The sequence below is a fragment of the Clostridium sp. 'deep sea' genome (assembly GCF_014931565.1).
Taxonomy (GTDB): domain Bacteria; phylum Bacillota; class UBA994; order PWPR01; family PWPR01.
Map to the genome: position 1 here is coordinate 417919 of NZ_CP063353.1, position 23935 is coordinate 441853.

The window sequence follows — 23935 nt, forward strand, 5'->3', positions numbered from 1 at the left end:
ATAGATCACATAGAAAGAAGAGGTAGTTTAATATCTCAAATGAAGCCTGCGCAAATACTTGCTCTTGGGTTCGCAATTTTAATATTAATTGGTGCGATATTATTATCGCTACCTATATCAGCAAAAGAGGGTAGCCTACCCTTTTTAGATGCTCTATTTACATCAACATCAGCTGTATGTGTAACTGGATTAATTGTGGTAAATACTAGTGAATTTTTCTCTACTTTTGGTCAGTTTATAATTATGTTATTGATCCAATTTGGTGGCTTAGGAATAATGACTATGGCAACTATGGTAGCATTGGCTATTGGTAAAAGAATAAGCTTAAAAGAACGTTTATTAATGCAAGAGGCTTTAAACACCTTTAGCATGGAGGGTTTAGTAAAGCTAACCTTAGTTATAGTTAAAACTACCTTGCTGATTGAGGGTATTGCGGCTGCTATCTTAACTATCAGATTTTTACCTATTTATGGAATGCCTAATGCATTAGGATTAGGTGTTTTTCACTCAATCTCAGCCTTTTGTAATGCTGGTTTTGATTTATTTGGTAACAGTTTAGTTGGATTTGCTGATGATATTGTGGTTAACCTAGTAATAACAGCACTGATAATTATGGGTGGTATAGGATTTAGTGTAATGGTAGATATTTATTATCGTAGAAAATTTTCTGCTTTTTCATTACATACTAAAATTGCACTTACAATGACACTAACTTTATTAGTTTTTGGTACCATAGTGTTTTTTGCTTTAGAGTATAATAATCCAGCTACCTTAGGAACAATGTCAGTAAAAGGCAAGGTGCTTTCTTCCTACTTTTTATCTGTTACTCCAAGGACAGCTGGCTTTAACACTGTAGACACAGGTAGCTTAACTACTGCTACATTATTTATAACAATTATATTAATGTTTATAGGTGCTTCTCCAGGAAGTACAGGTGGTGGTGTTAAAACAACAACGACAGGTGCTCTATTATTTATGATTGGGTCTGTTATACGAGGTAAAGGTGATGCAAATATTTATGGTAGAAGAATTCCTCAAGATACAATCAACAAAGCCTTTACAATAGTGTTTATATCGTTGGCACTAGTTTTATTAGTAACAACGATACTAACAATAACTGAGCAACTGCCGTTTTTAGATGTATTTTTTGAAACCATGTCAGCTTTTGGAACAGTCGGTTTGAGTACTGGCATAACTAGTTCTCTTAGTTACTTTGGAAAAATAACTATAATTTTAACCATGTTTGTGGGCAGAGTTGGCCCTATGACTTTAGCAGTTGCTTTTGCTCGACAAGTTAAAAATCAGGCTATTAGATATCCCGAAGAAAGAATAGTTGTTGGTTAGGTGATTAAATGAAACAATATGCAATTATTGGTATGGGCCGCTTTGGAAGAAGCGTAGCTCATACCTTAAATGACTTAGGTTATCAAGTATTAGCTATAGATAACAACAGTAAAAAAGTTAATAAAGTGTTACCAAGTATTACTAGAACTGTTGAGTGTGATGCAACAATAGAGTCAGCTTTAAGAGCCTCTGGTATTAAAGCATGTGAGGTTGTTGTAGTTGCAGTTGGTTCAATAACATCTGCTACTCGTATTATAACACTATTAAAAGATATGAATATTAAACACATAATTGCTCGGGCAGATAATTTGTTAGATAAAAGAATACTCAAGGCTGTTGGCGCAGATAAGATAGTATTGCCTGAATATGATATGGGAAAAAGACTAGCACGTAGCATTTCTGCGCCCAATTTAAAAGAGTTTATTGAATTAAGTAAAACTATTGGTATTGTAGAATTTACGCCATTTGAGAGTATGATTAATAAAAGTATTAGAGAGTTAGACTTACAAGCAAAGTATGAAGTATCAGTTGTGGCTATAAAGAGTAATAATAATGAACTAAATTTTAACCCTTGTAGTGCTGATTTAGTAAAAGAAGAGCAAAGCCTTTTACTAATTGGTGACATTGCTAAGTTGCAAAAACTGCGGGAGTTAAACTAATGAAAGAGATAATTATTAACACTACTAATAAAAACATTAAATTAATCAATAGCTTAAAAACCTCAAAGGGTAGAAAAAAAGCTAATAAAATATTAATTGAAGGTTTTCGTATGGTTAAAGATGCTCTTGAAAATGAAGTTGTTATAAGTGAAATTTTTTATAGTGAGCAGTTTATTGAAAAAGAAAATTACTGTGTTATTTCAAATTTAATAACCCATAATACTAAACAACATATACTAAGTACTAAGCTATTTAATATGGTTAGTGATACAGTGCATAACCAAGGTGTTTTAGCGATTGCCCAAAAACCTTTATACAGTATTAATAAGAACAACTGTAATATATTAGTGATAAACAATGTTCAAGATCCTGGGAATTTAGGGACATTGATACGAACAGCTGACGCATTTAAAATTAATCAAATTTTAGTCACCAAAGGTAGTTGCGACGTATACAATCAAAAAACCTTAAGAAGCACAATGTCTTCAATATTTAATATACCAATTGTTTATGGATTAAGTTCAGTAGAAATTATTGATTTCTTAAAACACAATAACATAAAAATAATTACATCTTCTTTAACAGAAGCTAGTGTAGAGCTTAGTAGGGTTAATAGAACTAATAACTATGCTATTGTATTAGGTAATGAGGGTAATGGAGTAGAAGATATTTGGCAACAACATGCTGATATAGTAGTGAAAATACCAATGTATGGAAAAGTAGAGTCACTTAATGTGGCAATAGCAGGCAGTATTATAATGTATCATTTTAGTTGTTAATAGCTATAATATATGATATAATACAAAAAAAATTTATATACATCATGGCAAAGAAGTGGACTAGTAATTGCTAACTAGTTTTGGAAAGGAAAAGTAAACCTTTGACTGAGAGTTTACTGCAAAATTAGGTAATGAATTCACCATGGAGCTAAAAGCTGAACTAACAGTAGGCTTTTTCGGTTAAATCCGTTATAATTGTTGAGGTGGGTTACTATATGTAATCAAGCCGGGTGGTATCGCGTACTGTTTTCGTCCCTGCACGAAAGCAGTTTTTTAGTTTAAACATTTTTATGTGTTTAGCTAAATAGCTGAGGGCATTAATATAAATTAAACTATTTAAAATATTTTCAGCTTAAAATATGAAAGGGTGACTTTAATGGAAATTAGATTAAATGAACTAAAAAAAATAGCCTTAGAGAAGCTACAAAATGCTAACTCTTTAGAGCATTTAGAAGAGATTAGAGTTCAGTATTTAAGTAAAAAAGGTGAACTGCGACAAGTGCTAAGAGGTATGGGTAAACTCGATGCAACTCAAAGACCTATTATAGGTAAACTAGCAAATGAAATCCAAAATGGATTAGAATCTGTATTTAATAATAAAGTAAACCAATTAAATGAACAGCATAAACAGCAGAGATTAGCAGAAGAAACTTTGGATATTACACTGCCAGGTAAAAAACCACAACAAGGTCACAGGCACCCCTTAAATATGATTTATGAAAACATGGTAGATATTTTTGTTGGTATGGGGTTTGAGGTGCGAGAAGGTCGTGAAATAGAGACTGACTACTACTGTTTTGAGGCCCTTAATATTCCTAAAAATCACCCAGCCAGAGATATGCAAGATACTTTTTATATAAATGATGATGTAGTTTTAAGAACCCATACATCACCAATGCAAATCCATACAATGGAAGAAAAACAGCCAAATGAACCTGTTAAAATTATTTGTCCTGGTAGAGTATATAGAAGAGATGATGATGCAACTCACTCACCTATGTTTCATCAAATTGAGGGTTTAGTTGTAGGTCCAAATATTACAATGGCAGACCTTAAAGGAACGCTAGAGGAATTTTTTAGACAAATGTTTAGTGTGGATACAAAGGTTCGATTAAGACCTAGCTATTTTCCGTTTACAGAGCCTAGTGCAGAGGTTGATATTACATGTGTTTTTTGCAAAGGCAAAGGATGTAAAACCTGTAAACAGACTGGTTGGATAGAGGTATTAGGATCTGGCATGGTACACCCAAATGTTTTAAGAAACGTTGGTTATGATCCAGAACAGGTATCAGGATTTGCATTTGGCATGGGTATTGATAGAATGGCAATGCTTAAACTGGGCATTAATGACTTAAGGCTATTGTTTCAAAACGACCTACGCATGATAGAACAGTACTAAGGAGTGTTAAACTATGTTGATTTCATATAATTGGCTGAAAGAATATGTTGATATAAAGATAGATGCCTACGATTTAGCTAAGAGACTTACAGATGCAGGCGTTGTGGTAGATAACATCTATGACCAACAAGCAGGCTTTGATTTTTGTGTGGTAGGTAGGTTAAATGAAGTAGTGCGTCACACTAATTCAGATAAACTGTGGCTTTGTCAGGTTGATGTAGGAGAAGAAACCGTACAAATAGTGACTGGTGCCCAAAATGTAAAGCAAGATCAACTTGTACCAGTGGCAAGAGTGGGTGCTAACTTACCTAATGGAGTTAAAATAAAGAAATCTAAGCTAAGAGGCGTAGACTCATTTGGTATGTTAATTTCACTTGAAGAACTAGGTTATGATAACAAGGTAATGCATCAAGAAGAAAAAGAAGGTATATTTATTTTACCAAATAATATAGCACAACCTGGTACACCCTTAAGCAAAGTTTTTGATAGGGAAGATTATTTGTTAGAGCTTGACTTAACCCCAAATAGAGCAGACTGTAGCTCTGTCGTTGGTTTAGCATATGAGGTAGCTGCTCTTTTAGGAGGAGAAGTAAAGTTACCCTCATACTATGTAGATAAAAAAGATAATAATTTAGCTCAAGAATTAATTAAAATAGCTATTGAAGATAGTGATTTATGCTGTCAATATAGTGCCAGAGTTATTAAAGACATAAAAGATGGTCAGTCTCCATTTTGGATGCAAAATAGGCTAAGACATGCTGGCATGAGACCAATAAGTTTAATAGTTGACATAGCAAATTATGTTATGATTGAGCATGGTCAGCCTCTGCATACCTTTGATTATCATAAAATAGAAAATCAACAAATAATAGTACGTAGAGCTAAAGAAAATGAACAAATTACAACCCTAGATGAAGTACAAAGAAAGCTCAATACAAATGACTTAGTTATAGCTGATGATAAACAGGCTGTAGCAATAGCTGGTGTAATGGGTGGCTTTAATAGTGAAGTAACAAATGAAACAAAAACTATTCTACTTGAGTCTGCCTGTTTTACAGGACCTAGTATAAGAAGAACATCTCGTTCTTTAGGTTTAGCTAGTGAGGCTTCTTCAAGATTTAGTAAAGGAATTGAGCAAAGCCGTGTACTGCATGGTCTCAATCGTTTTGCTTATTTAATAGAGCATTTAAATGCTGGTACAGTTGTAAATGGAGTAGTCAGCGATATTAAAAGTGTTGAACAAGAGGTTGAAATACTCTTTAATCCACAACAAGCCTCAGCTGTAGCCGATGCTAATATACCAACTGAGGAAATGGTAGCTTATTTTCAAAAACTTGGCTTTTCAGTAAAGCAGCAAAATTCCAACTTGCTAGTAACTATTCCTACACGACGTCCGGATATAACAACTAAAATAGACCTAGTTGAAGAGGTTTTGAGACTACGTGGATATGATAAAATTGGTTCAACATTACCCCATATAGAGGAGTCTGGAAAGCTACCAATGCCAATAAAAAACAGGCGTTTAGCACGTACTACTCTTAGGGGACTTGGTGTTAGTGAAGTTGTAGCTTTGGCATTTCACGGTGAAGAAGAACTTAACAATTTAAAGTTGTCAAAAAACGATAAACTTAAAAGCTATATTAAAATTAGCAATCCCTTATCAAGTAATCAAAGCATAATGCGAACCTCTATGTTACCGGGTTTATTACAAGCCGCTAAATATAACTTAAATCGGCAGCAAGCCAGTGTGTGTATCTCTGAAATAGGAAGAGTATTTCATAAAGTAGAAGATAGGGAGTTACCTATTGAAAATGAAATGATTGGCATTTTGGCTGGTGGCCCAATTGGAGAAAAAGAATGGCATAAAAAAGAAGTAGCTAATTACGATTTTTATAGCGTGAAAGGAATTGTAGAGTGTTTATTTGATGCCTTTAAATTAACACCTAAATATGAAAGATTTACAAGACCTTATCTTCATCCTGGCAGAGCAGCTAAGATAAGTTTAGGTAAAAATGAACTAGGTTATCTTGGGGAGTTACATCCAGATGTAGTTGAGGGTTTAGGAATAGAATCGGATATGAAACTAATCTATGCAGAACTTAATTTGCATACTATAAATGGGTTTATTAAAGAAACAATTAAGTATAAACAAATAGCACCATATCCAGCAGTAGAAAGAGATATGGCTATAGTTTTAGCTAATAGCTGTGAAGCTAGCACAATAATTGCTATCGCTAAAAAAGCTGCTGGTAAATTGTTAGAGAATGTTAATATCTTTGATATTTACCAAGGAAAACAAATTGGCGAAGGCAATAAGTCATGCGCCATAAAATTGCGATACCGGGCTAAAAATAGAACTTTGACAACTGAAGAAGTAAATGAAGCACATACTAAAGTGCTTAAAGCGATGGAAGAAAAGCTGGCAGCTCAGTTAAGATAAACTCTAGTGTTAATGAATTGCTTCTGCTATAATGTAAATAATAGTTCTTATAATTCTAGTGGGAGGATAAAGATGGGAGAAAATAGAAGCATATCTGTAAATATTTATGGGCATTCATATCGATTGCGAAGTCCTCAAGGTGAAAACCATATTAGTGAGCTTGCAACTGAATTAAATGGTAGAATGCACGAAATTGCTAATATTACTCCAGAGCTATCCACACATCAAGTTGCTGTACTTGCTGCTTTAAGAATACTAGAAGAACTAAATGAACTAAAAGATGAGTATGCAAAAGGCTTTCAATTAGCACTCTTTAAGGATTTTAAACATCAGGCGGTACAGGAAACATTGGGTGGACTAAAAAAGCAAAAATAGTTAACATCAAACAACAAACTGCTGAAACAATAGCTTAGGCTAATAAGTTTCGGCAGTTTTTTAAATTTGAGCAAAACATATACTTTGAAGTATAATAGTAAGGTGCTCTGGCTGGTATAGAAGAATGTATAAAGAGGTGAGTATAAGTGGACAAAAAATCTATAAATACCTTGGAATTTTATAAAATAAAAAATAAGCTAAGTGAATATGCCTTTAGTGTAATGGCAAAAAATCTAATAGAGAATTTAGAAATATACAAGGATATAGAGATAGTAAAATACCAACAAAAGGCGACTAGTGAGGCCCGATTTTTAATTTCTACCGATAAATTTACTTTAAGAGGACTAAAAGACTGTAGACCAACTTTAGAAAGAGCAAGAATAAATGCCGTACCAAGTATAGAAGGATTATTGAACATGTCTTCTACCTTAAAGTGTTTTGCTTTTGCTTTAAAAGTTATACGCCGAAATAATGATAAAGCCCCGTTAATGAATGAGCTTACTGTTGGCATAGATGAGCTAAAATTTATAGCTAAAGATATTGATAGGTGTATAGATGAGAGTGGATTTATCCTAGACTCTGCAAGCAGTATGTTAGGTGAAATAAGACGACAAATTCGAAGAATTGAGAGCCAAGTTAAAAACAAGCTTGATTCAATTGTGAGCTCTGCTACACTTAGTAAATATCTACAAGAAAAACTTGTTACAATGAGGCAAAATAGGTATGTTGTACCTGTAAAATATGAATGTAGACAACAGGTACCAGGAATTATTCACGATAAATCAGCAAGTGGTTCTACTCTCTTTATTGAACCAATGGCGGTTGTTGAGCTTAACAATAAACTACGAATGTGGGAGCAAAAAGAGCAGAAAGAAATAGAGCGTATTTTAAGAGAGCTAGGAGATGTTTTATATAGCTATTATGAAGACCTAGGCACTATTATAGATCTTTGTATTGTATTAGACATCTTGTACGCTAGGGGACAACTTAGCCTTTACATGGGTGGTGTTGAACCCAAGATTAATAATAATCAGTATATTAACTTAAAACAGGCTCGACACCCTCTAATACCCCGTAAAGAGGTTGTACCAATAGATGTAGAGCTAGGAGAAGAGTTTCAGGCTTTAGTTATAACGGGACCTAATACAGGTGGTAAGACTGTTACTTTAAAACTAGTTGGTTTACTACAGCTTATGGCGCAAGCGGGACTACATATTCCTGCTAATATAAACTCCGAGGTTAGTATTTTTAATAACATATTAGCAGACATAGGTGATGAGCAAAGTATAGAGCAGAGCCTCAGTACTTTTTCATCACATATGACCAATATAATAAGACTATTAGATGAAGCTGACGATAAATCACTGGTTTTATTCGATGAATTGGGGGCAGGAACTGACCCAGTTGAGGGTGCAGCTTTAGCTATGTCTATAATAGATGAATTAATTCTAAATGGAACCTATGTAATTGCTACAACACACTATAGTGAGCTAAAAGCATATGCCTATAACCATCATAAAATTACAAACGGTTCAGTAGAATTTGATGTAGAAACATTAAGGCCAACTTACAGATTGCTAATTGGTGTACCCGGAAGAAGTAATGCTCTATTAATTGCTAAAAGATTAGGTCTACAGCAAGAAGTTATAAATGGAGCAACTAAATATATTAGTTCTGAAGAAAAACACGTGGAAAACATGATATCGGAGCTTGAGGACAATAGAAAGAAAGCAGAGAATGCCTACCTAGAGGCAGATAAAATTAGACTGCAAAATAAAAAACTACACGAAAAATACCAGCAAAAAGTTGCTAAGCTACAAGAGCGCGAAAAAGAACACAAGCAAAAAGCAATTGACGACGCAAAACAATATACCAAAAATGTAAAAAGAGAGCTAGATGAGTTAATTGCCAACCTTAGAGCAGAATTTGCTAATATTAAAGATAGAAGTGATCTGGAAGAGAGTATTAAAGTAACCAGACAATTATTAGGTGAAGTTGAAATTAATATTCATGAAGATGATAAAAAAATAGTGAACAAGAAACAATTGCCACCTAAAAAAGTTAAAAAGTCTACTACAGGAGAAATAAAAAAAGATATGCATGTACGCCACCTACAGTGGAATAGAGAGGGCGTAGTAGTATCAGAAATTAACGATAAGAAACAAGTTCAGGTTCAGTTTGGTTCAATGAAAATGTGGGTAGATGTTAATATTTTAGATGAAATACAAAAACCACAAAAGAAAAGCTCTGGTGTTATAATAACCAGAAATCAATCTGTAAAAATTGGTTTAGAGTTAGATATAAGAGGAAAAACAATATCTGAAGCTGAACAGGAAATTGATTTATACCTCGATAAAGCTATATTAGATGGTAGAAAAGAAGTTGGTATTATACATGGTAAAGGTACTGGTGCCCTAAGAAAAGGCGTAAGAGAATACCTGCAAAACCATCCACAAGTTGTAACAATGCGTTATGGAGTAGCGGCTGAAGGCGGTTATGGAATAACCATTGTTGAGTTAAATAAGTAAAATAGTTGCCCTGCAGGGGGCAACTATTTTTTATTTAACGGGGTGGATATTTCACTTTGTGAAATATGGGGTGGACTCGCCTTTGGCATCGTGGGGTGGGTAGTTGATAAGTCAACTACGGGGTGGGTTCGCCTTGCTCACGGACTTTATGCTCGCTATCGCGTCGCAATTATCACGTAAACAAAGTGATACGTTGCAAAGCAAATCCCCACCGCGCGAACGGGTGAGCCCAAACCGTTTTGCCCTAACAAACCCACCCCACGAAGATTTTAAGCGAGTCCAACCCAGAATTGCCTGCAATTATCCACACCAAAAAAGGGGCAGTCGGGAAATGACTAAAAACAGTTTCCCGGCTGTTTTTATTTAGAATTGTTTAGATTTCAATAAAAATTCAAATTTAAAATTTGATATTATGGTAATAATTAGGTAGTGAGCTTAATTTAAAGTACAACAAATAAGCTTAAAAATAGACTAGAGCAAAAATTGAATTAAGATGCTTTTATCTCGTATTTTAAGAGTTGATTAGTCATGAATCTATGATATTTATTAATATTTTTAGCAAATACATAGAATAGTATTTCTTTATACACTTTCTCTTGGGAGCGATTATTAAACCTTCTAAAACCATTATTTTCTATTCATTTCCTAAAAAAGAACCTTCTGTTTCAATAGAACGAATAACTCTATTAATACCTTGGTCACTTTGTATTAAACTATCCGATGTGACATTAAGCCTTTCCCAAGTATATTTATTCTCAATTTTTATTTTTATTTATGTCTTTTTCTGTGTACTTATATAAACATTTTTTATGTGAACAACCATCACAACTTTGGCTACGATACACTTACTTCTTTTTATGCAAGTTTTGTATTTTTGCTAAGAGCATAACAACTTAATTAACAGTTCTCCACAAGTTCTTAGTTTATACCCAATCGATGTTTGGGCATATAAAGTATTAATGAAATAATAATCTCTAATTATTAAAATAATATTATTCTAATATTTTTTAATATTACTGTTATATTTATGCACATTTTTCTTTTCTTTTTGCCTTTTTAATATTAGATAGTTTATTTTTAGTTGAGCTATAAATTTAGATCTCTGTATTTACATATTAAAATTAACTAATAATTTAATTTAAGGAAGTGATTTTTATATTAGTTACAGACAGACAATTCTTGAGTTATATAAAGATATGCTTAAAGGGCAAAACTATTCGTTTTAAAAAACATATTAATGATTATTACTCTAAAGAGCTTTTAATTTTAAACTCTAAAGTGGAAAAAGAAGCTTTTGAAATATTAGAATTATTACCTGATGAATCAATACAAGATTTTTTTTATTGCTTTAGCAAAGAAATACTGCATAAATTTCTTAAAAACATACTATCTACCAGAGAACATAAAGTCATTACCCTAACAGTAATTGAGAATAGAACAGATGAATCAGTAGGAGGTAGTTTAAATATTTCTCGATCTACAGTATCTAGAGTACGTAAAAAAGCTTTGAATAAGATCAAGATAAATCTTAAAAAAGGAGGTATGTTTTGTGGATGAAATGTTAAAGTCAATAGGTAATTTTGGATTTCCTATTGTAATAACTATCTACTTATTAGTACGAATTGAAGGTAAACTTGAGCAATTAAGGTTATCTCTACTTGAGCTAACAGAGAGTATTAGAGATCTAAAATATCTTAAGGTTGATTAATATGAAATTCACTGAACTTATAGAAGAAATTCAAGTCACAGACAATGAAGTTGCATGGCAAAAAATGCTTGATAAATTAGAACCTTTAATTAATTCTCTCTCAAGATATGTCCCCTCACAATATCGTGATGACCTAAGACAAGTACTCTATATAGAAGTAATAAGAGTTGTTAGAAGCTTTAAACTTGAAAAATAAATATTAAAATTTGCACGTTTTGTTGTTGACGATGTCTTTTAAGTAATAGAAAGCTAGTTTTCAAAATAAATACTAAGGAGATGTTATTTATGGCATTACAATTAAGTTACGGTGTTCGGTTTATGGATCAGAAGGCAGTTAACGATCTTATTAATTGTGGGTTTATACCACAAAATGTTGGAGAAGTTATTAATGGTAACATAACTATGAGATCATATACCTATTTTACACCGTATTATCCTCTAGATGATACTGCTTATGTTAATAATGATAATGGACAATTAAGTTATATAGGAAATTGGGTTAGGACAGATATTGCGAATGCAAACCCTATAGGTCCTAGGGAGTATTATTTACATCCACCGGTTGCATTTGAGGATATTAAAAACTATAATTGTGTAGAAACGGCAGGATATCCAAAATATCCAAGGGGAAGTCGTCATAAAGGAGTAGATTGGGCGAACGGAATCTATAACCTAAATATTGATGTATGTGCAGTTGATTACGGTAGAGTCTTAGAGGTACGAGATGGTTGTAATTGCAAATACTTTGATAAAGATGGAGACGGAAAAAGAGATAATGTAGTTGGAACTAATTGTGGAACTACTTATCATTCTGGAGGTAATAAGGTACGTATAATGCTAAATGATGGTACTATAGTTGACTATATGCATCTAAAAGAGAATTCCATATGTGTTGTTAAGGATGATTATGTTAACCCAGGTGATAAAATTGGTGTTTTAGGTACTACTGGAAGAAGTACCGGACTACATCTGCATTTTCAAAGAAACAATGCGAATGATGATCCAATATCCCCATACAAACATCTCATAATGTTTTACGATATAAATGAAAATATAGAACCAAACTGGAAGATTGCTAAGCAATCGGGAAAAACCTATACCCTTAATCAACTTCTATTACTTTAATAAAAAAGCGCATGCAATATGAACTGAACCATAATAAGTAGACACAGAAAAAGAGTCACTAGGCATGATTTCTATATTCATTAGGAGTCATGCCATTTAATTTTAATTGAGGTCTATCACAATTATAAAACTCAATATAATGATTTACCCTTGAAACCAAATCATCTTGACAAGAAGGAATGCAAAACTTAAGATCTTCAGATTTCATGTGTGAAAAGAAAATTTCACAAGGTGAATTATCTAAACAATTACCCTTACGAGAATTACTAGGGATCAGCTTATTATTAGTGAGTAGTATTTAAATTTCTTAAGAGTGTGTTGATAGCCCTAATCAGGATGAAGAATAGCTCCAGCAAGAACATTTCCGAATTTATCAATCAACATATTCATGTATCAAAAAGTAATTTATAGTTGTTAAATTAGAGATATTATATGCTAAAATTGAATTATTATAAAGGTCTTTAATAACGCTAAGATATAATCGACCACTTTTGTGGTATATATAGCTAATATCAGTAACAATTTTTGTAATGGTGAACAAGCTCTAAAATCTCTGGTTAAGAATGTTTGGTGAAACAATCTGTTTTTCTGTTCCTTATAAGGTGTCGTATATCGATACCTTTTTTTCTTATTAGTGATTTTAGTCCAAGGATTCTCATGTATTGATAAGTTGTTTTAGGGATAATTATTAGCCTATCCTTCCGTTTAAGTTGCATGGTCTATAACAGATCTTTTGGCCATTTATTAAAGATTTCTTTTATAAGATCTACAACATTAAGATAAAAACATAGAGCTTTTATAGAGTATTTGTCCAATGCATGAATTATAGAGATTTAAGGAAATGGTATGTGATATTCTGAAAAAGTATCATGCTTCTAAGACAACTAGGATAGCTATAAGGGATCTCTTAGTCTCATGCTTTTATAACTTATTGTCTTGGGTCTACCCGGAGATTTAATACCTTCGTTTTTCTAATAGAAAATATGTTCCTCCAAATTCTTATAGCTGATTTTTTCATACTGGTCGGTTATTCTGTACATTAAATTTTATAGCTACTGCTCTATAACTAGCATACTCTCTACTTAAATATGCTTTGGTAATTTATTTTTTCAACTCTTGTGTGTAAATCGTGTATTTCTGCTCTCTAATATAAAAATCTCCTAAAGTAATTTTACCACGACTCTTTTTTCACCGTATCTATTTTCGGAGGTTCATTTATTTAAGTGGCTCTTTTTTTAATCAGTAATTACTAATAATATAACCATTTTATAAAAATATTCATTACTGATACCATATATCTTATTTATTTGATATAATCAATATATATTACCAACTAGACTTTTATTGAGGTGACCATGCCATGAAAAACCATATTACAAGTTCAATTATATTTGTTATTTTAATTATATCGCTACTTACAGCCTGCCAACCAAGCATAGAATCTCAACTACAAACCATGGGCTATCAATATAACAAAGAAAGCTTTTTTAAGAGTATTAAGCAATGCGATATAGGAGCAGTTAAGTTATTTATCGAAGATGGATTTGATGTAAACATTTTTGATTCTAAGAATAAAAGTCTTCTTTACTATGCTGTAGATTCTGAATCAGAAGAGATTGTTAATTTACTAATTGAAAATGGTGCTAATATAAATTCATCAGACTGCCCTTTGGAAGCAGCTTGTAAAAGAATTAATTTAACAATAGTAAAACTATTGTTGAATAATGGAGCTAGGTTAGATTTATCACCTAAACCGTTAAATGCAATAATTACAAGAAATATTGCAATTGCTGAACTCCTTCTTAAAAATGGAGCTGACCCAAATTATTTTTGTACACCAATGGCAATAGAGCTAGCTACTCAAGATAACTATACTGAAATGATTAAATTACTAATTAAGTACGGTGCAGAGTTAAATAATATTGCTAATCCGTTAAATGAAGCTATCCAAAAAAATAATATAAAAATAACAAAATTACTTTTAGATAGTGGAGCTGACCCGAATAATGCACTTAAAAAACTCCCTTTACAATCAGCAATTGATAACAATAATCTTGAGATATTTAATTTACTTGTTGAATATGGTGCCGATGTTAATAAAATTAAAAACTCTGGTTTTTACCATAAAGATTTGTTTAATTTGGGCTACATGTTTAATGAAGATAATTATATTAAAAGCTTACATGATGGTAACTATGAAGCAATCAAACTGTTTTTAATTGAAGGATTTGACCCTAACTTAGAGATTAATTACGATAGATTTCCAATAATAGTTGCAACTGAAAAACAAAGAAAAGACTTAATAACATTACTGTTAGACTATGGGGCAAATATTAATATATGTGGGTTTTACTTAAATACAGCATTGTATGAAGCTGTTTCTTCTGAAAATATTGAAATAATTCAATACTTAATTGAGAAAGGGGCTAACCCAAGTGATGGTATTGCTTGCGCAGTTAGTAAAGATAATATTGATTTAGTAAAGTACTTTTTAAACTTAGGAGCTAACCCAAATGCAGGTTTCCCTGCATCTGCTTTTATAATTGCTACAGAAAAAGAAAACTATGAAATGATGGAGCTATTATTATTCAATGGAGCAGATATTGAAGACAAGGTTGAATCTAATTATGCGAACTACTCTAGTGCTTTGGAAATCGCTACCTATAATAACAAATTGGAACTTGTACAATTTCTAGTTGAGAATGGGGCTAATTATGAAAGGTGCTTAACAAATGCTATTGCAGGAGAAGCAGTTGAAGCTTTTCATTACTTTATTCACTTTGGTGCAGACCCTAATAAGAGTGGTGATTTACCTCTCCCAATTTGTCAAACAGCCTGCATGGGTAATATTGAGTTCTTAGATATATTGCTTAAAAACGGAGCAGAAATAGATAAATATGCAACTAATGATCCTTATAGAACAACAGCTATTAGTGAAGCAGCTAAAAATGATTATTTAGATATTGTTAAGTTTTTAGTAAAAAACGGTGCAGATATTCATAGAACAGATGCAGCTACCCCTTTAGTAACTGCTGCTGAAATGGGCAGAATAGAAGTCGTTAAATATCTTTTAGAACAAGGTGTAGACATTAATATTAAGAATCATTTAGGCAAAACAGCTCTAGAGGTCGCAAAATCGTATAGACAACAAGTAATGATTGATTTTCTAGAGTCTTATGCAAAATAATTTTAGTTTGAGGAACGCATGCAATGCGTTCCCATAATTTTAAAGAAATCATTTCTTTCACCAAATATCCTTAGGGTGGTTACATAATGACATTACGTTTGTTTAAAATATTATCCTTAATTATTGTTACTCTTATCTTCATAGCCTGCCAACCAAGCATAGAATCTCAACTACAAACTATGGGTTATCAATATAACAAAGAAAGCTTTTTTAAGAGTATTAAGCAATGTGATATAGAAGCAGTCAAATTATTTATCGAAGATGGATTTATGAAAAAAATTACTAAAAACCAATGTACCTTAACAATTGCAATAAGTACAAAATCTACTGAGCTTATTAAGTTACTTATTGAAAATGGTGCTGATGTTAATTCATCGTCTAAACCTCTAGAAACTGCTATATCCTATGGTAATTTTTATGTTACTAAATTATTAGTCGATAATGGTGCTGATATTTTACATAATGATAGGTGTTTATATAATGCAGTTAAAATAAATAATTATGATATTATTGAGTTTCTGCTTAAAAAAGGAGTAGACCCAAACATAACAACTCAACCCATGCCCATAGAATTAGCTGTAAAAAATAATAATATTGAAATATTGAACCTACTATTAAAACACGATGCTAAATTGAATGGCATTGCAAACCCTCTAATAATAGCTATTAGCAATAATAACCTAGAAATGATTACTATTAATTGACAAAGGTGTAGATATAAACAAAGGAGTAGATACAACACCAATAGAATTGGCAATTGATAAAAATCACTTTGAAATAGTTAAACTTCTTTATAACAATGGAGCAGATATTAGTAGCATTAAAAACGAAGGGGTTTTTCATAGTAAAGCCTTAAAATTAGGATACAAATACAACAATGAAGGCTTTGAAAATAGTCTAAGAAATGGCGATTATGATGCTATCAGCTTTTTCCTAAGAGAGGGATTTGACTCTAATTTAAAATTTGATTTACATGATTATCCAATTACAATTATCGCAGAACACTGTGATACTAAACTGCTAAAACTACTACTTAAAAATGGTGCAGATATAAACTCTTTGGGTTTCTACGGTAACACTGCATTATCCACTGTGGTCCAAAAAAATAATACACAAATAGTAAATTTTTTAATTGAAAAAGGAGCGAATGTTAATCTTGGTTTTGGATTACCTTTAACTCTAGCGGTAGATAACAAAAATACTGAAATAGCTGAGATACTATTAAAACATGGAGCTGACCCAAATAAAGGGTGGGAAGATTATCCTATTAACGATGCAACTGGTAATGAAGATTTGAGTATGATTAAATTATTATTGAAATATGGTGCCGATCTAAATGTATCTAGTTATTCAGACTATAAGGGTTCTGGTGCATTAAACACAGCTGCTGCAACAGGAAACTTAAACCTAGTTAAGTTTTTAATCAATGAAGGTGCAGAATTAGATATGATGAGCTGTTTATCTTTATCTTTAGCAGCTAAGTCTGGCGCATTAGATATTGTTAAATATTTGATTTCACTTGATGCTCAAGTGAACAATAATACAGTTTTTACTCCTTTGTATGCTGCAGCATATAGTGGTGAGTTAGATATAATACAAGTTCTTATCTCCTGTGGGGCTGATATAAACAAACCCTCTGGCGATGACCTAAAGACAACTCCCTTATGTATAGCTTCAAGATTTGGTCATCTTAATGTAGTTAAATACCTCATAGAACAAGGTGCAAAAGTAAACCTACCTAGTTTAAATAGTCCACTTATATTTGCAACTGAAGAAAACCAAATAGAAGTAGTTGAATATCTATTAGATGCAGGTGCTGACATAACTAAAAAAAATATTCAAGGAAAAACAGCCATAGATATTGCGACTAAAAAAGGTTTTAATGAAATAATGCTCTTAATTAAATCTCATAACTAAACCACAGGTTGGAATGGAAACCAACCCCTACATTCAAATAATTTCAATCTATTTGTAGTAGAATGTATTGTGAATTAGTAGCATCTGCAAGCCATGTTTATATCTCGGCGCTACAAAGTGAAACGTATATTCAACCATTTGCAAAGCAAATCCCCACCGCGAACGAGGTGAGCCCAAACCGTTTTGCCCTAACAAACCCACCCCACGATGCCAAAGGCGAGTCCACCCCATAATTGCCTACAATTATCCAAACCAAAAAAATCGCTCTTGCGAGCGATTTTTTGTTTTAGTTTCCACCATCAGCTGGTGGGTTATTTGGATTTGGATTATCTCCATCATTAGGGTCGTTAGGGTCTGTTGGATCAGTTGGGTTACTAGGGTCCGTTGGATTATCAGGATTATTAGGATCTGTAGGATTATTTGGGTCTACAGGAGGGGTAACCCCAGTGTGTAGAGTACATGTATGTTTAGGTAACTCCCAAACTGAATCCTTAGGTAATTGTAATGGATTACCCTTTATATCATATCTATCATAATCAGTTTCTCTAACAAACCTCTGTCTTAACACCACTGACTCAGCAGGACAATTTGGTCCAGCTAATTGACTGGTATCTTTACAAATACGAACAGTTTTAAAGAAATCTTCTACTTCTGTTGGTTCTGTTCCCTTTATAAATATCTCATTATAGATAAATTGAGTTGGTGTATTTGGTCCTGGTAATAATCCTGTTTTAGAACTAATTGGAATAGGTCCTATAATATTGTCAGGCACATCGAACTTAGTTTTAGGTGCTCCAATAGCTGTAAGGGCTTTATTCATCATAGTACCCCAAACTTTTGCAGGATATCTACTACCTGTTAAACCAGCGCCGCGTTCTTGCCACTTTCTTTTCGAAAGAGGTATATTGCCTTTATTATCTCCAGAGCCAGGGGAGTAATTATAGCTATCATGACCAATCCATACACCACCTGCGTATTCTGGAGTATAGCCAACAAACCAAGTATACTGAGATCCCTGAGATGTACCTGTTTTACCAGCAGCAGGATAATCACCAATAGTTCTAGCGTTTGTATAGTAGCTTGTAACACCTTCCAAAATATTTGTCATTATATAAGCTGATTCTTTTTTCATAATATTGCTTTTAACTGTTTTAGGCTCATATATTGTATTGCCATTGCTGTCAGTAATTTTGGTTATATAAATGTTCTGCCATTTATCTGAGCTATCTTTACTTGAAACTAGCAGACCTTCATTGGCAAACACCCCAAAGGCTCTAACCATTTCTTCTAGGTTAAGCTCAGAACCACCTAATGCTGACGATGGGTAAGGTTGAATTGTACTATTTATACCTAATTTATGGGCGAATTCAATACAGGGCTCAATGCCTATGTCCATAAATGTTTTCATTGCAGGTATGTTTAAAGATTTTACAATAGCAGTTCGCATTGGTAATAATCCTTGGAAGTTTCTAAAGAAGTTTAGAGGACGATATTCACCACGGCCCCAACCTTTATATGAAACGGGAGCATCATCAATAATAGTTCCTGCTGTGTATCCTTTTTCTTCAATTGCTATTGCGTAATCAATAACAGGTTTAACACTTGATCCAGTTGGTACATATGATTGTGCATAACGTTTCAGTCCGTTTTGAGTGATATCTCTATCACCAACTGCTGCTTTAACATGACCTGTTTGTGGATCAATTATCATAGCGGCAATTTGAGGACCCATTGTACCATCGGCTTCTTCTTCACCAAGGTTTTCCATAATTTCGGTCACGGTTTCCTCAACCGCCTTTTGCATCTCTTGGTTCAAGGTAGTATAAATATGAATTCCGCCAGAGAAAATAAGTTTGTCTGCTTCAACTGAATTGCTACAGTAACCATTTTCAATTAACACATTTTTTGCTACTTCTTTCATGTACCAAGTATACTGAGGGTATTTTTGAGGACTTTTTCTTGTTGAACCATTTAATATTACCTTCTCTTCTTTCGCTTCACTAGCTTCAGCCTCAGTTATTAAACCTTGCTTAGCCATTTGAGATAATACTAAATTTCTTCGATTTATTGATTTCTCAAGATTATTAAATGGAGAGAAATAGTTAGGTCTTTGGTTAAGACCTGCCAACATAGCACACTCAGCTAATGATAAATCTTTAACTGTCTTTCCAAAGTACATATTACTACCCGCCTCAACACCATGCGCATAGTGACCCATAAATGCTCGATTAAGATACATCTGTAGTATTTCCTCTTTGGTGTAAAGACGTTCCAATTTAATAGCTAACCATTGCTCTTGTATTTTTCTTTCCCAATTTCTTGCTGGGGTAAGGATAGATAGCTTAAGTAGCTGTTGAGTAATGGTACTTGCACCCTCTATTCGGCCACCAGTTAGTCTCTTAAACACAGCTCTACCGATAGACTCAAAATCAATACCTATATGGCTCCAAAACCTTTCATCTTCAATGGCAATAAAAGCGTTTATTAAGTTTTTAGGCATATCCTGATAAGGTACAACCGTTCTATCTTCTTCACCATGAAAAGTAGCATATAGTTCATCTTTGTCATCATAAACATATGAAGTTTGAACTGGCACTAACTTATGAGGATTTAAAGTAGGAGCAGTTAGTATAAACTTTAGTACAAATCCTCCAACAGTTAATCCGGCTATTAAAAGAATAGCTAAAAAAGAAACCATAACATAGAAGAAGACACCATGCTTTTTTTTCTTCTTTTTTTACTTAATGATTTGTTTGATGGACTTATTTTCTTTGTTTTATCATCCAATTATAATTCCTCCTCAATATTCGACGGCAACCATGAATATTATAGCATAGTCCTTACATTTGAAGGAAGTAAAAATATACCACAATAAGAACAATGTAATAATTAAGTAAATAAACACAGTATAGGCAAATTAAAAAAAACATTATTATTAAAGAGTTTTTTCGTTTAATAAATATGATTTAAAAGAATAATGTAATTAATTACAAGGAAAACTAAGGTTAATCAGGAGCTAAAAAGGTGATAAACATGGCAAAAATTTTAATACTTCCTTTATTAACCATGACATCTGGCCATCATAAAGTGGCAGATGTTGTTTCTAAGGAATTAAAGGCAATGAATCATGAGGTAATAACAGTAGATATTTTGTCTGATTCATGGGGTAGCTTAGAGAAAAGTATTACAAATATATATAAAAAAGTTTTAGGTATATTTCCGCAAAGTTATGAAGCACTCTATAGGTTTATAGCTGGACCAGAAAACTATAATAAACTTAACTTTACTAAGGGTTTAGGTTGTTTATTTTCTTATAACATGAAGGCGATAATTAAAAGGGAAAGACCAGATTTTATTATATGTACGCATGGTTTTCCTTCATCTATTATAAATAAACTTAAGGAAAAAAATAAATGTAAAATACCTGTTTTAAACATCTATACAGATTTTTTTATTAATAACTTTTGGGGCTGCAGTAAAGTAGAGTATCATTTTGTATCATCCTTAAAAATGAAAAAGCTGATATTAAAACGTAATAACAACGCTCTTGTATATATAACAGGTATACCTGTAAGTAGGGTGTTTAACAAAACTAGTGCTACAAAAGAAAAACCTAATTCAGTATTAATAACAGGTGGCAGTGGAGGTTATGGATCTATCTTAAAAATACTAAGCAACCTAAATTGTAAAGGTAGTCTAAACTATAAAATTATGTGTGGCTCTAATAACAAGCTGTTCTCTAATATTGAAGCATTGCACATTAAAAACATAAAGCCTTTACCATATGTTAATTCTGCAACAGAAATATGTAAGCTATATGATGAAGCTAGCATTATTATTGGTAAACCTGGTGGCATAACAATAACAGAATGTTTAAAAAGAAAGAAGATGTTTTATATTCATAGTTGTTTGCCTGGTCAGGAATATTATAACTACCATTACTTAAAAGGCTTAGCTTTAATATATGATGGGCTCAATAAAAAGATAACCGAAAAACAGTTACTAAACATAATCATTAATAACCCTAAAAAAACTGAAATTACGAATAATGTTAATACATATTTACAGCAATTAAAGCCAAGTATTTTTGAAACTCTAAATAATATTGTTAACAGTAAATATTTAACCAAAACAATAGGAGGATAATATAATGACAAAGATAGGACTTTCACTTGGTGGCGGCTCACTAAGGGGGGTTGCCCATATTGGGGTTTTACAGGAGTTTGAAGATAAAGGGGTAACAATTGATTATTTAGCTGGGACAAGCAGTGGGGCATTAATAGCTGGTTTATATGCTGCCGGAATATCACCTAATAATATGATATCTTTAATCCATGACCTTGAATGGAAAAGATATATAGATGTGAAGTTTCCAACTTTGGCATTAATTAAAGGTAAAAAAATATACAAAGACTTAATTCGATTAACTGAAGGAAAGCATTTTAAAGATCTAGATATTCCATTATCAGTTGTGTGTATAGACTTAACTGAGGGATGTTTAAAGGTTATTAACACAGGTGAGGTAGCAAAAGCTATTAGAGCTAGTATAGCAATTCCAGGTATCTTTCATCCTGTAAAGTATAATGACCATATTTATGTCGATGGTTATATATTAAATAATAATCCAGCAGATGTAGTTAAAAACATGGGTGCAGATTATGTTGTAGCAGTTAAAGTTAAAGGGTTAGTAGATAATGAACCTGTAAAAGGTATAATAACTAGTCTAAAAAAATACATGAACATAGCAAGTAGTTTACGAACAACTGAGCAGTTAAGAGAAAATGCAGACGTTATAATTGATATTAACTGTGAAAAATTTGGAAAAATAAGCTTAAAAACTAAGCAATTTTTAGAAATAATAAAGGAAGGCAAAGATACTACAAATCAAATGATACAGGATTATAATATAGTTAACTTGGCAGACTATAATATGGTAAGTAGCATAAGTAATATTGATTAAAGGGTACCTAGTTAACATCACCTACATAGAACATGCAAAAAAATATCTATTATATTAATTCCTAATATCTTTCTGTGCCCTTAGTATTTAATCAAGATTAAAGCAAGTAATTAATGCTTTAAGAAACCAAGGGCACGAAGTAATAAAGAAATATGTTATATAGCCCCTTACTTTTACTTATAAGTAGTACAAGTGTAGTATGAGAGTATTATTGAATATCATCTTCGCTAATTAACTGCAAAATCTTGTTTAAAAGCAATTCTGGGTTTTCCTCAACCAATAGCTTTCCATGAAAGTCTGCAATACAGCTAGTAAAACAGTCTCCACACTCTCCTAAACACCTAGTTGTTCTAATCTCATAGTTTTTGAGATTCATTTCAATAAGTTTTTCCATTACTACATTTGTACCTAATTCAAAGTTTTGTTTGCAAAATGTTATCTTTTTCATCTTTATATCCTCTATTTTATCTCAGTTTTATGCTATAATTCTAACATTAACGTTAAAATTATAGAAGTGGAGGTAGCTAAAATGACAAGGTTTTTAATCGTACTCAATAAGGATGAACATACAATTTCGTTCATTAATCCTTGTACCGGTGACACTGTTAAAAAGATTGATGTAGATATAAATCCACACGAAGTAGATTTAAACTCTAACGGTTCATTGGCTTACGTTACTAACTCTGGAGGAAACACAGTATCTGTTATAGATACATATAAAAAAGAAGAAATATATCGTATCAAACATGATGGTTTTAAGTTTCCACATGGTGTAGGTGTTACAAAAGACAATAAGTCTGTGTTTATAGCATCAACTTATGCCAATAGAGTATATGTGATAGATACACAAACAAATCAAGTAAGGCATGAAATAGTTACTAATCAGCTCAAAACTCACATGATTTATTTTTCACCTAACAAAGATTTAATATATGTCCCTAATATTGGCTCTAACAACATGACTATAATTGATGTTGAAACCGAAAAAGTGCTAAGCCACATTCCTGTTGGTGCAGGTCCAGAAGGAGCTGCAGTTTGCAAAAATAATAACAAATTATATGTAGCTAATCAACATGATAATAATATATATATTATTAATAGTGAGCACTATGAGATAGAGAAAATTATTAAAGTTGGCACTTTACCTATTCGTTTAGTATTTAGTCCAAACGGTAAATATGCTTTTATTCCAAACAGAGAATCAGGAGATTTATCTATTATAGATACAGATTTAGAAAAGGAAATAAAGCGCATAAGAGTAGGTGTATGGCCAGGAGGTACAGTATTTAATACCAGTGGAACATATGCTTATATTGCAAATAATAAAAGCAATGATATTTCTGTTGTAGATGTTACAAGCTTAAAAGAAGTAAATAGAATAGATGCTGGTATTCATCCAGATGGAATTATATATTTAGAGCAGAAATAAAGATAAATTAAATTATTATTCTCTGTTAATTTAGGAATTAATTGATAATACTGTTTATATATACATTATAATCAAAGTTAAGTAA

The 23935-nt window shown here is 32.3% G+C and carries 20 protein-coding genes and 1 other annotated feature; of the genes, 17 read left to right on the forward strand and 3 right to left on the reverse strand.

The genetic code is table 11. The features are described 5' to 3' along the window. The first annotated feature begins 39 nt into the window (after positions 1 to 39). The 11 genes from IMX26_RS02000 to IMX26_RS02050 all read left to right on the forward strand — a co-directional run bounded on the left by IMX26_RS02000 (position 40) and on the right by IMX26_RS02050 (position 12357). Positions 40 to 1344: a TrkH family potassium uptake protein gene (locus tag IMX26_RS02000; protein WP_207729336.1), complete on the forward strand. Its 1305-nt coding sequence runs from the start codon at positions 40 to 42 to the stop codon at positions 1342 to 1344. 8 nt (positions 1345 to 1352) lie between these two features. Further along, positions 1353 to 2003, forward strand: a complete 651-nt coding sequence (locus IMX26_RS02005; protein ID WP_195160038.1) for a TrkA family potassium uptake protein — start codon at positions 1353 to 1355, stop codon at positions 2001 to 2003. Beyond that, positions 2003 to 2782, forward strand: coding sequence for an RNA methyltransferase (locus IMX26_RS02010; protein ID WP_195160039.1), 780 nt, complete (start codon positions 2003 to 2005; stop codon positions 2780 to 2782). Before IMX26_RS02005 ends, IMX26_RS02010 begins: the two co-directional genes overlap by 1 nt. A 41-nt stretch (positions 2783 to 2823) precedes the next feature. Beyond that, positions 2824 to 3042 (forward strand) — a binding site (T-box leader). A gap of 116 nt (positions 3043 to 3158) precedes the next feature. Then, positions 3159 to 4181 (forward strand): phenylalanine--tRNA ligase subunit alpha, encoded by a 1023-nt coding sequence (pheS, locus tag IMX26_RS02015; RefSeq protein ID WP_195160040.1) that lies wholly within the window; start codon positions 3159 to 3161, stop codon positions 4179 to 4181. Positions 4182 to 4194: 13 nt separating this feature from the next. Beyond that, a complete protein-coding gene (pheT, locus tag IMX26_RS02020) occupies positions 4195 to 6621 on the forward strand; it encodes a phenylalanine--tRNA ligase subunit beta (RefSeq protein WP_195160041.1) in 2427 nt (808 codons plus the stop codon). A 72-nt stretch (positions 6622 to 6693) separates the two neighbouring features. Next, entirely contained in the window at positions 6694 to 6996 is a 303-nt protein-coding gene (locus tag IMX26_RS02025) for a cell division protein ZapA (RefSeq protein WP_195160042.1), read from the forward strand. Between the two features lie 146 nt (positions 6997 to 7142). Then, entirely contained in the window at positions 7143 to 9524 is a 2382-nt protein-coding gene (locus IMX26_RS02030) for an endonuclease MutS2 (RefSeq protein ID WP_195160043.1), read from the forward strand. Positions 9525 to 10703: 1179 nt separating this feature from the next. Further along, a complete protein-coding gene (locus tag IMX26_RS02035; protein ID WP_195160044.1) occupies positions 10704 to 11081 on the forward strand; it encodes a sigma factor-like helix-turn-helix DNA-binding protein in 378 nt (125 codons plus the stop codon). A gap of 1 nt (position 11082) precedes the next feature. Next, entirely contained in the window at positions 11083 to 11232 is a 150-nt protein-coding gene (locus IMX26_RS02040) for a YvrJ family protein (protein WP_347707907.1), read from the forward strand. A gap of 1 nt (position 11233) precedes the next feature. Next, entirely contained in the window at positions 11234 to 11428 is a 195-nt protein-coding gene (locus tag IMX26_RS02045; protein WP_195160046.1) for a helix-turn-helix domain-containing protein, read from the forward strand. An 89-nt stretch (positions 11429 to 11517) separates the two neighbouring features. Next, a complete protein-coding gene (locus IMX26_RS02050; protein ID WP_195160047.1) occupies positions 11518 to 12357 on the forward strand; it encodes a M23 family metallopeptidase in 840 nt (279 codons plus the stop codon). 58 nt (positions 12358 to 12415) lie between these two features. On the opposite strand, the gene IMX26_RS17755 is transcribed toward IMX26_RS02050, so the two are convergent. Next, positions 12416 to 12655 carry an IS3 family transposase gene (locus IMX26_RS17755; RefSeq protein WP_195161315.1) on the reverse strand — a complete coding sequence of 80 codons (240 nt, stop codon included), beginning with the start codon at positions 12653 to 12655 and terminating at the stop codon, positions 12416 to 12418. Between the two features lie 1062 nt (positions 12656 to 13717). Between IMX26_RS17755 and IMX26_RS02060 the strand changes: the two genes are divergently transcribed. From IMX26_RS02060 to IMX26_RS02070, 3 genes are all read left to right on the forward strand, one after another. Next, positions 13718 to 15544 carry an ankyrin repeat domain-containing protein gene (locus IMX26_RS02060; protein ID WP_195160048.1) on the forward strand — a complete coding sequence of 609 codons (1827 nt, stop codon included), beginning with the start codon at positions 13718 to 13720 and terminating at the stop codon, positions 15542 to 15544. 86 nt (positions 15545 to 15630) lie between these two features. Continuing rightward, on the forward strand, positions 15631 to 16248 hold the full coding sequence (locus tag IMX26_RS02065; RefSeq protein ID WP_195160049.1) for an ankyrin repeat domain-containing protein: 618 nt from the start codon (positions 15631 to 15633) through the stop codon (positions 16246 to 16248). A gap of 46 nt (positions 16249 to 16294) precedes the next feature. Then, positions 16295 to 17461 (forward strand): ankyrin repeat domain-containing protein, encoded by a 1167-nt coding sequence (locus tag IMX26_RS02070; RefSeq protein ID WP_195160050.1) that lies wholly within the window; start codon positions 16295 to 16297, stop codon positions 17459 to 17461. A gap of 286 nt (positions 17462 to 17747) precedes the next feature. Here IMX26_RS02070 and IMX26_RS02075 read toward each other — a convergent pair whose 3' ends face one another. Further along, the gene (locus IMX26_RS02075; protein ID WP_195160051.1) at positions 17748 to 20159 is read right to left on the reverse strand and encodes a PBP1A family penicillin-binding protein; all 2412 of its coding nucleotides are present in this window, start codon (positions 20157 to 20159) and stop codon (positions 17748 to 17750) included. Between the two features lie 335 nt (positions 20160 to 20494). Here IMX26_RS02075 and IMX26_RS02080 point away from each other — a divergent pair, with 335 nt between their 5' ends. Next, on the forward strand, positions 20495 to 21607 hold the full coding sequence (locus IMX26_RS02080) for a hypothetical protein (RefSeq protein WP_195160052.1): 1113 nt from the start codon (positions 20495 to 20497) through the stop codon (positions 21605 to 21607). Between the two features lie 4 nt (positions 21608 to 21611). Next, complete coding sequence (locus tag IMX26_RS02085; protein ID WP_195160053.1) at positions 21612 to 22421, forward strand: patatin-like phospholipase family protein; 810 nt, start codon at positions 21612 to 21614, stop codon at positions 22419 to 22421. A gap of 208 nt (positions 22422 to 22629) precedes the next feature. On the opposite strand, the gene IMX26_RS02090 is transcribed toward IMX26_RS02085, so the two are convergent. Further along, positions 22630 to 22869, reverse strand: coding sequence for a DUF1450 domain-containing protein (locus IMX26_RS02090; protein WP_195160054.1), 240 nt, complete (start codon positions 22867 to 22869; stop codon positions 22630 to 22632). Positions 22870 to 22950: 81 nt separating this feature from the next. Here IMX26_RS02090 and IMX26_RS02095 point away from each other — a divergent pair, with 81 nt between their 5' ends. Next, the gene (locus tag IMX26_RS02095; protein WP_195160055.1) at positions 22951 to 23850 is read left to right on the forward strand and encodes a YncE family protein; all 900 of its coding nucleotides are present in this window, start codon (positions 22951 to 22953) and stop codon (positions 23848 to 23850) included. The last annotated feature ends 85 nt before the right edge of the window (positions 23851 to 23935 follow it).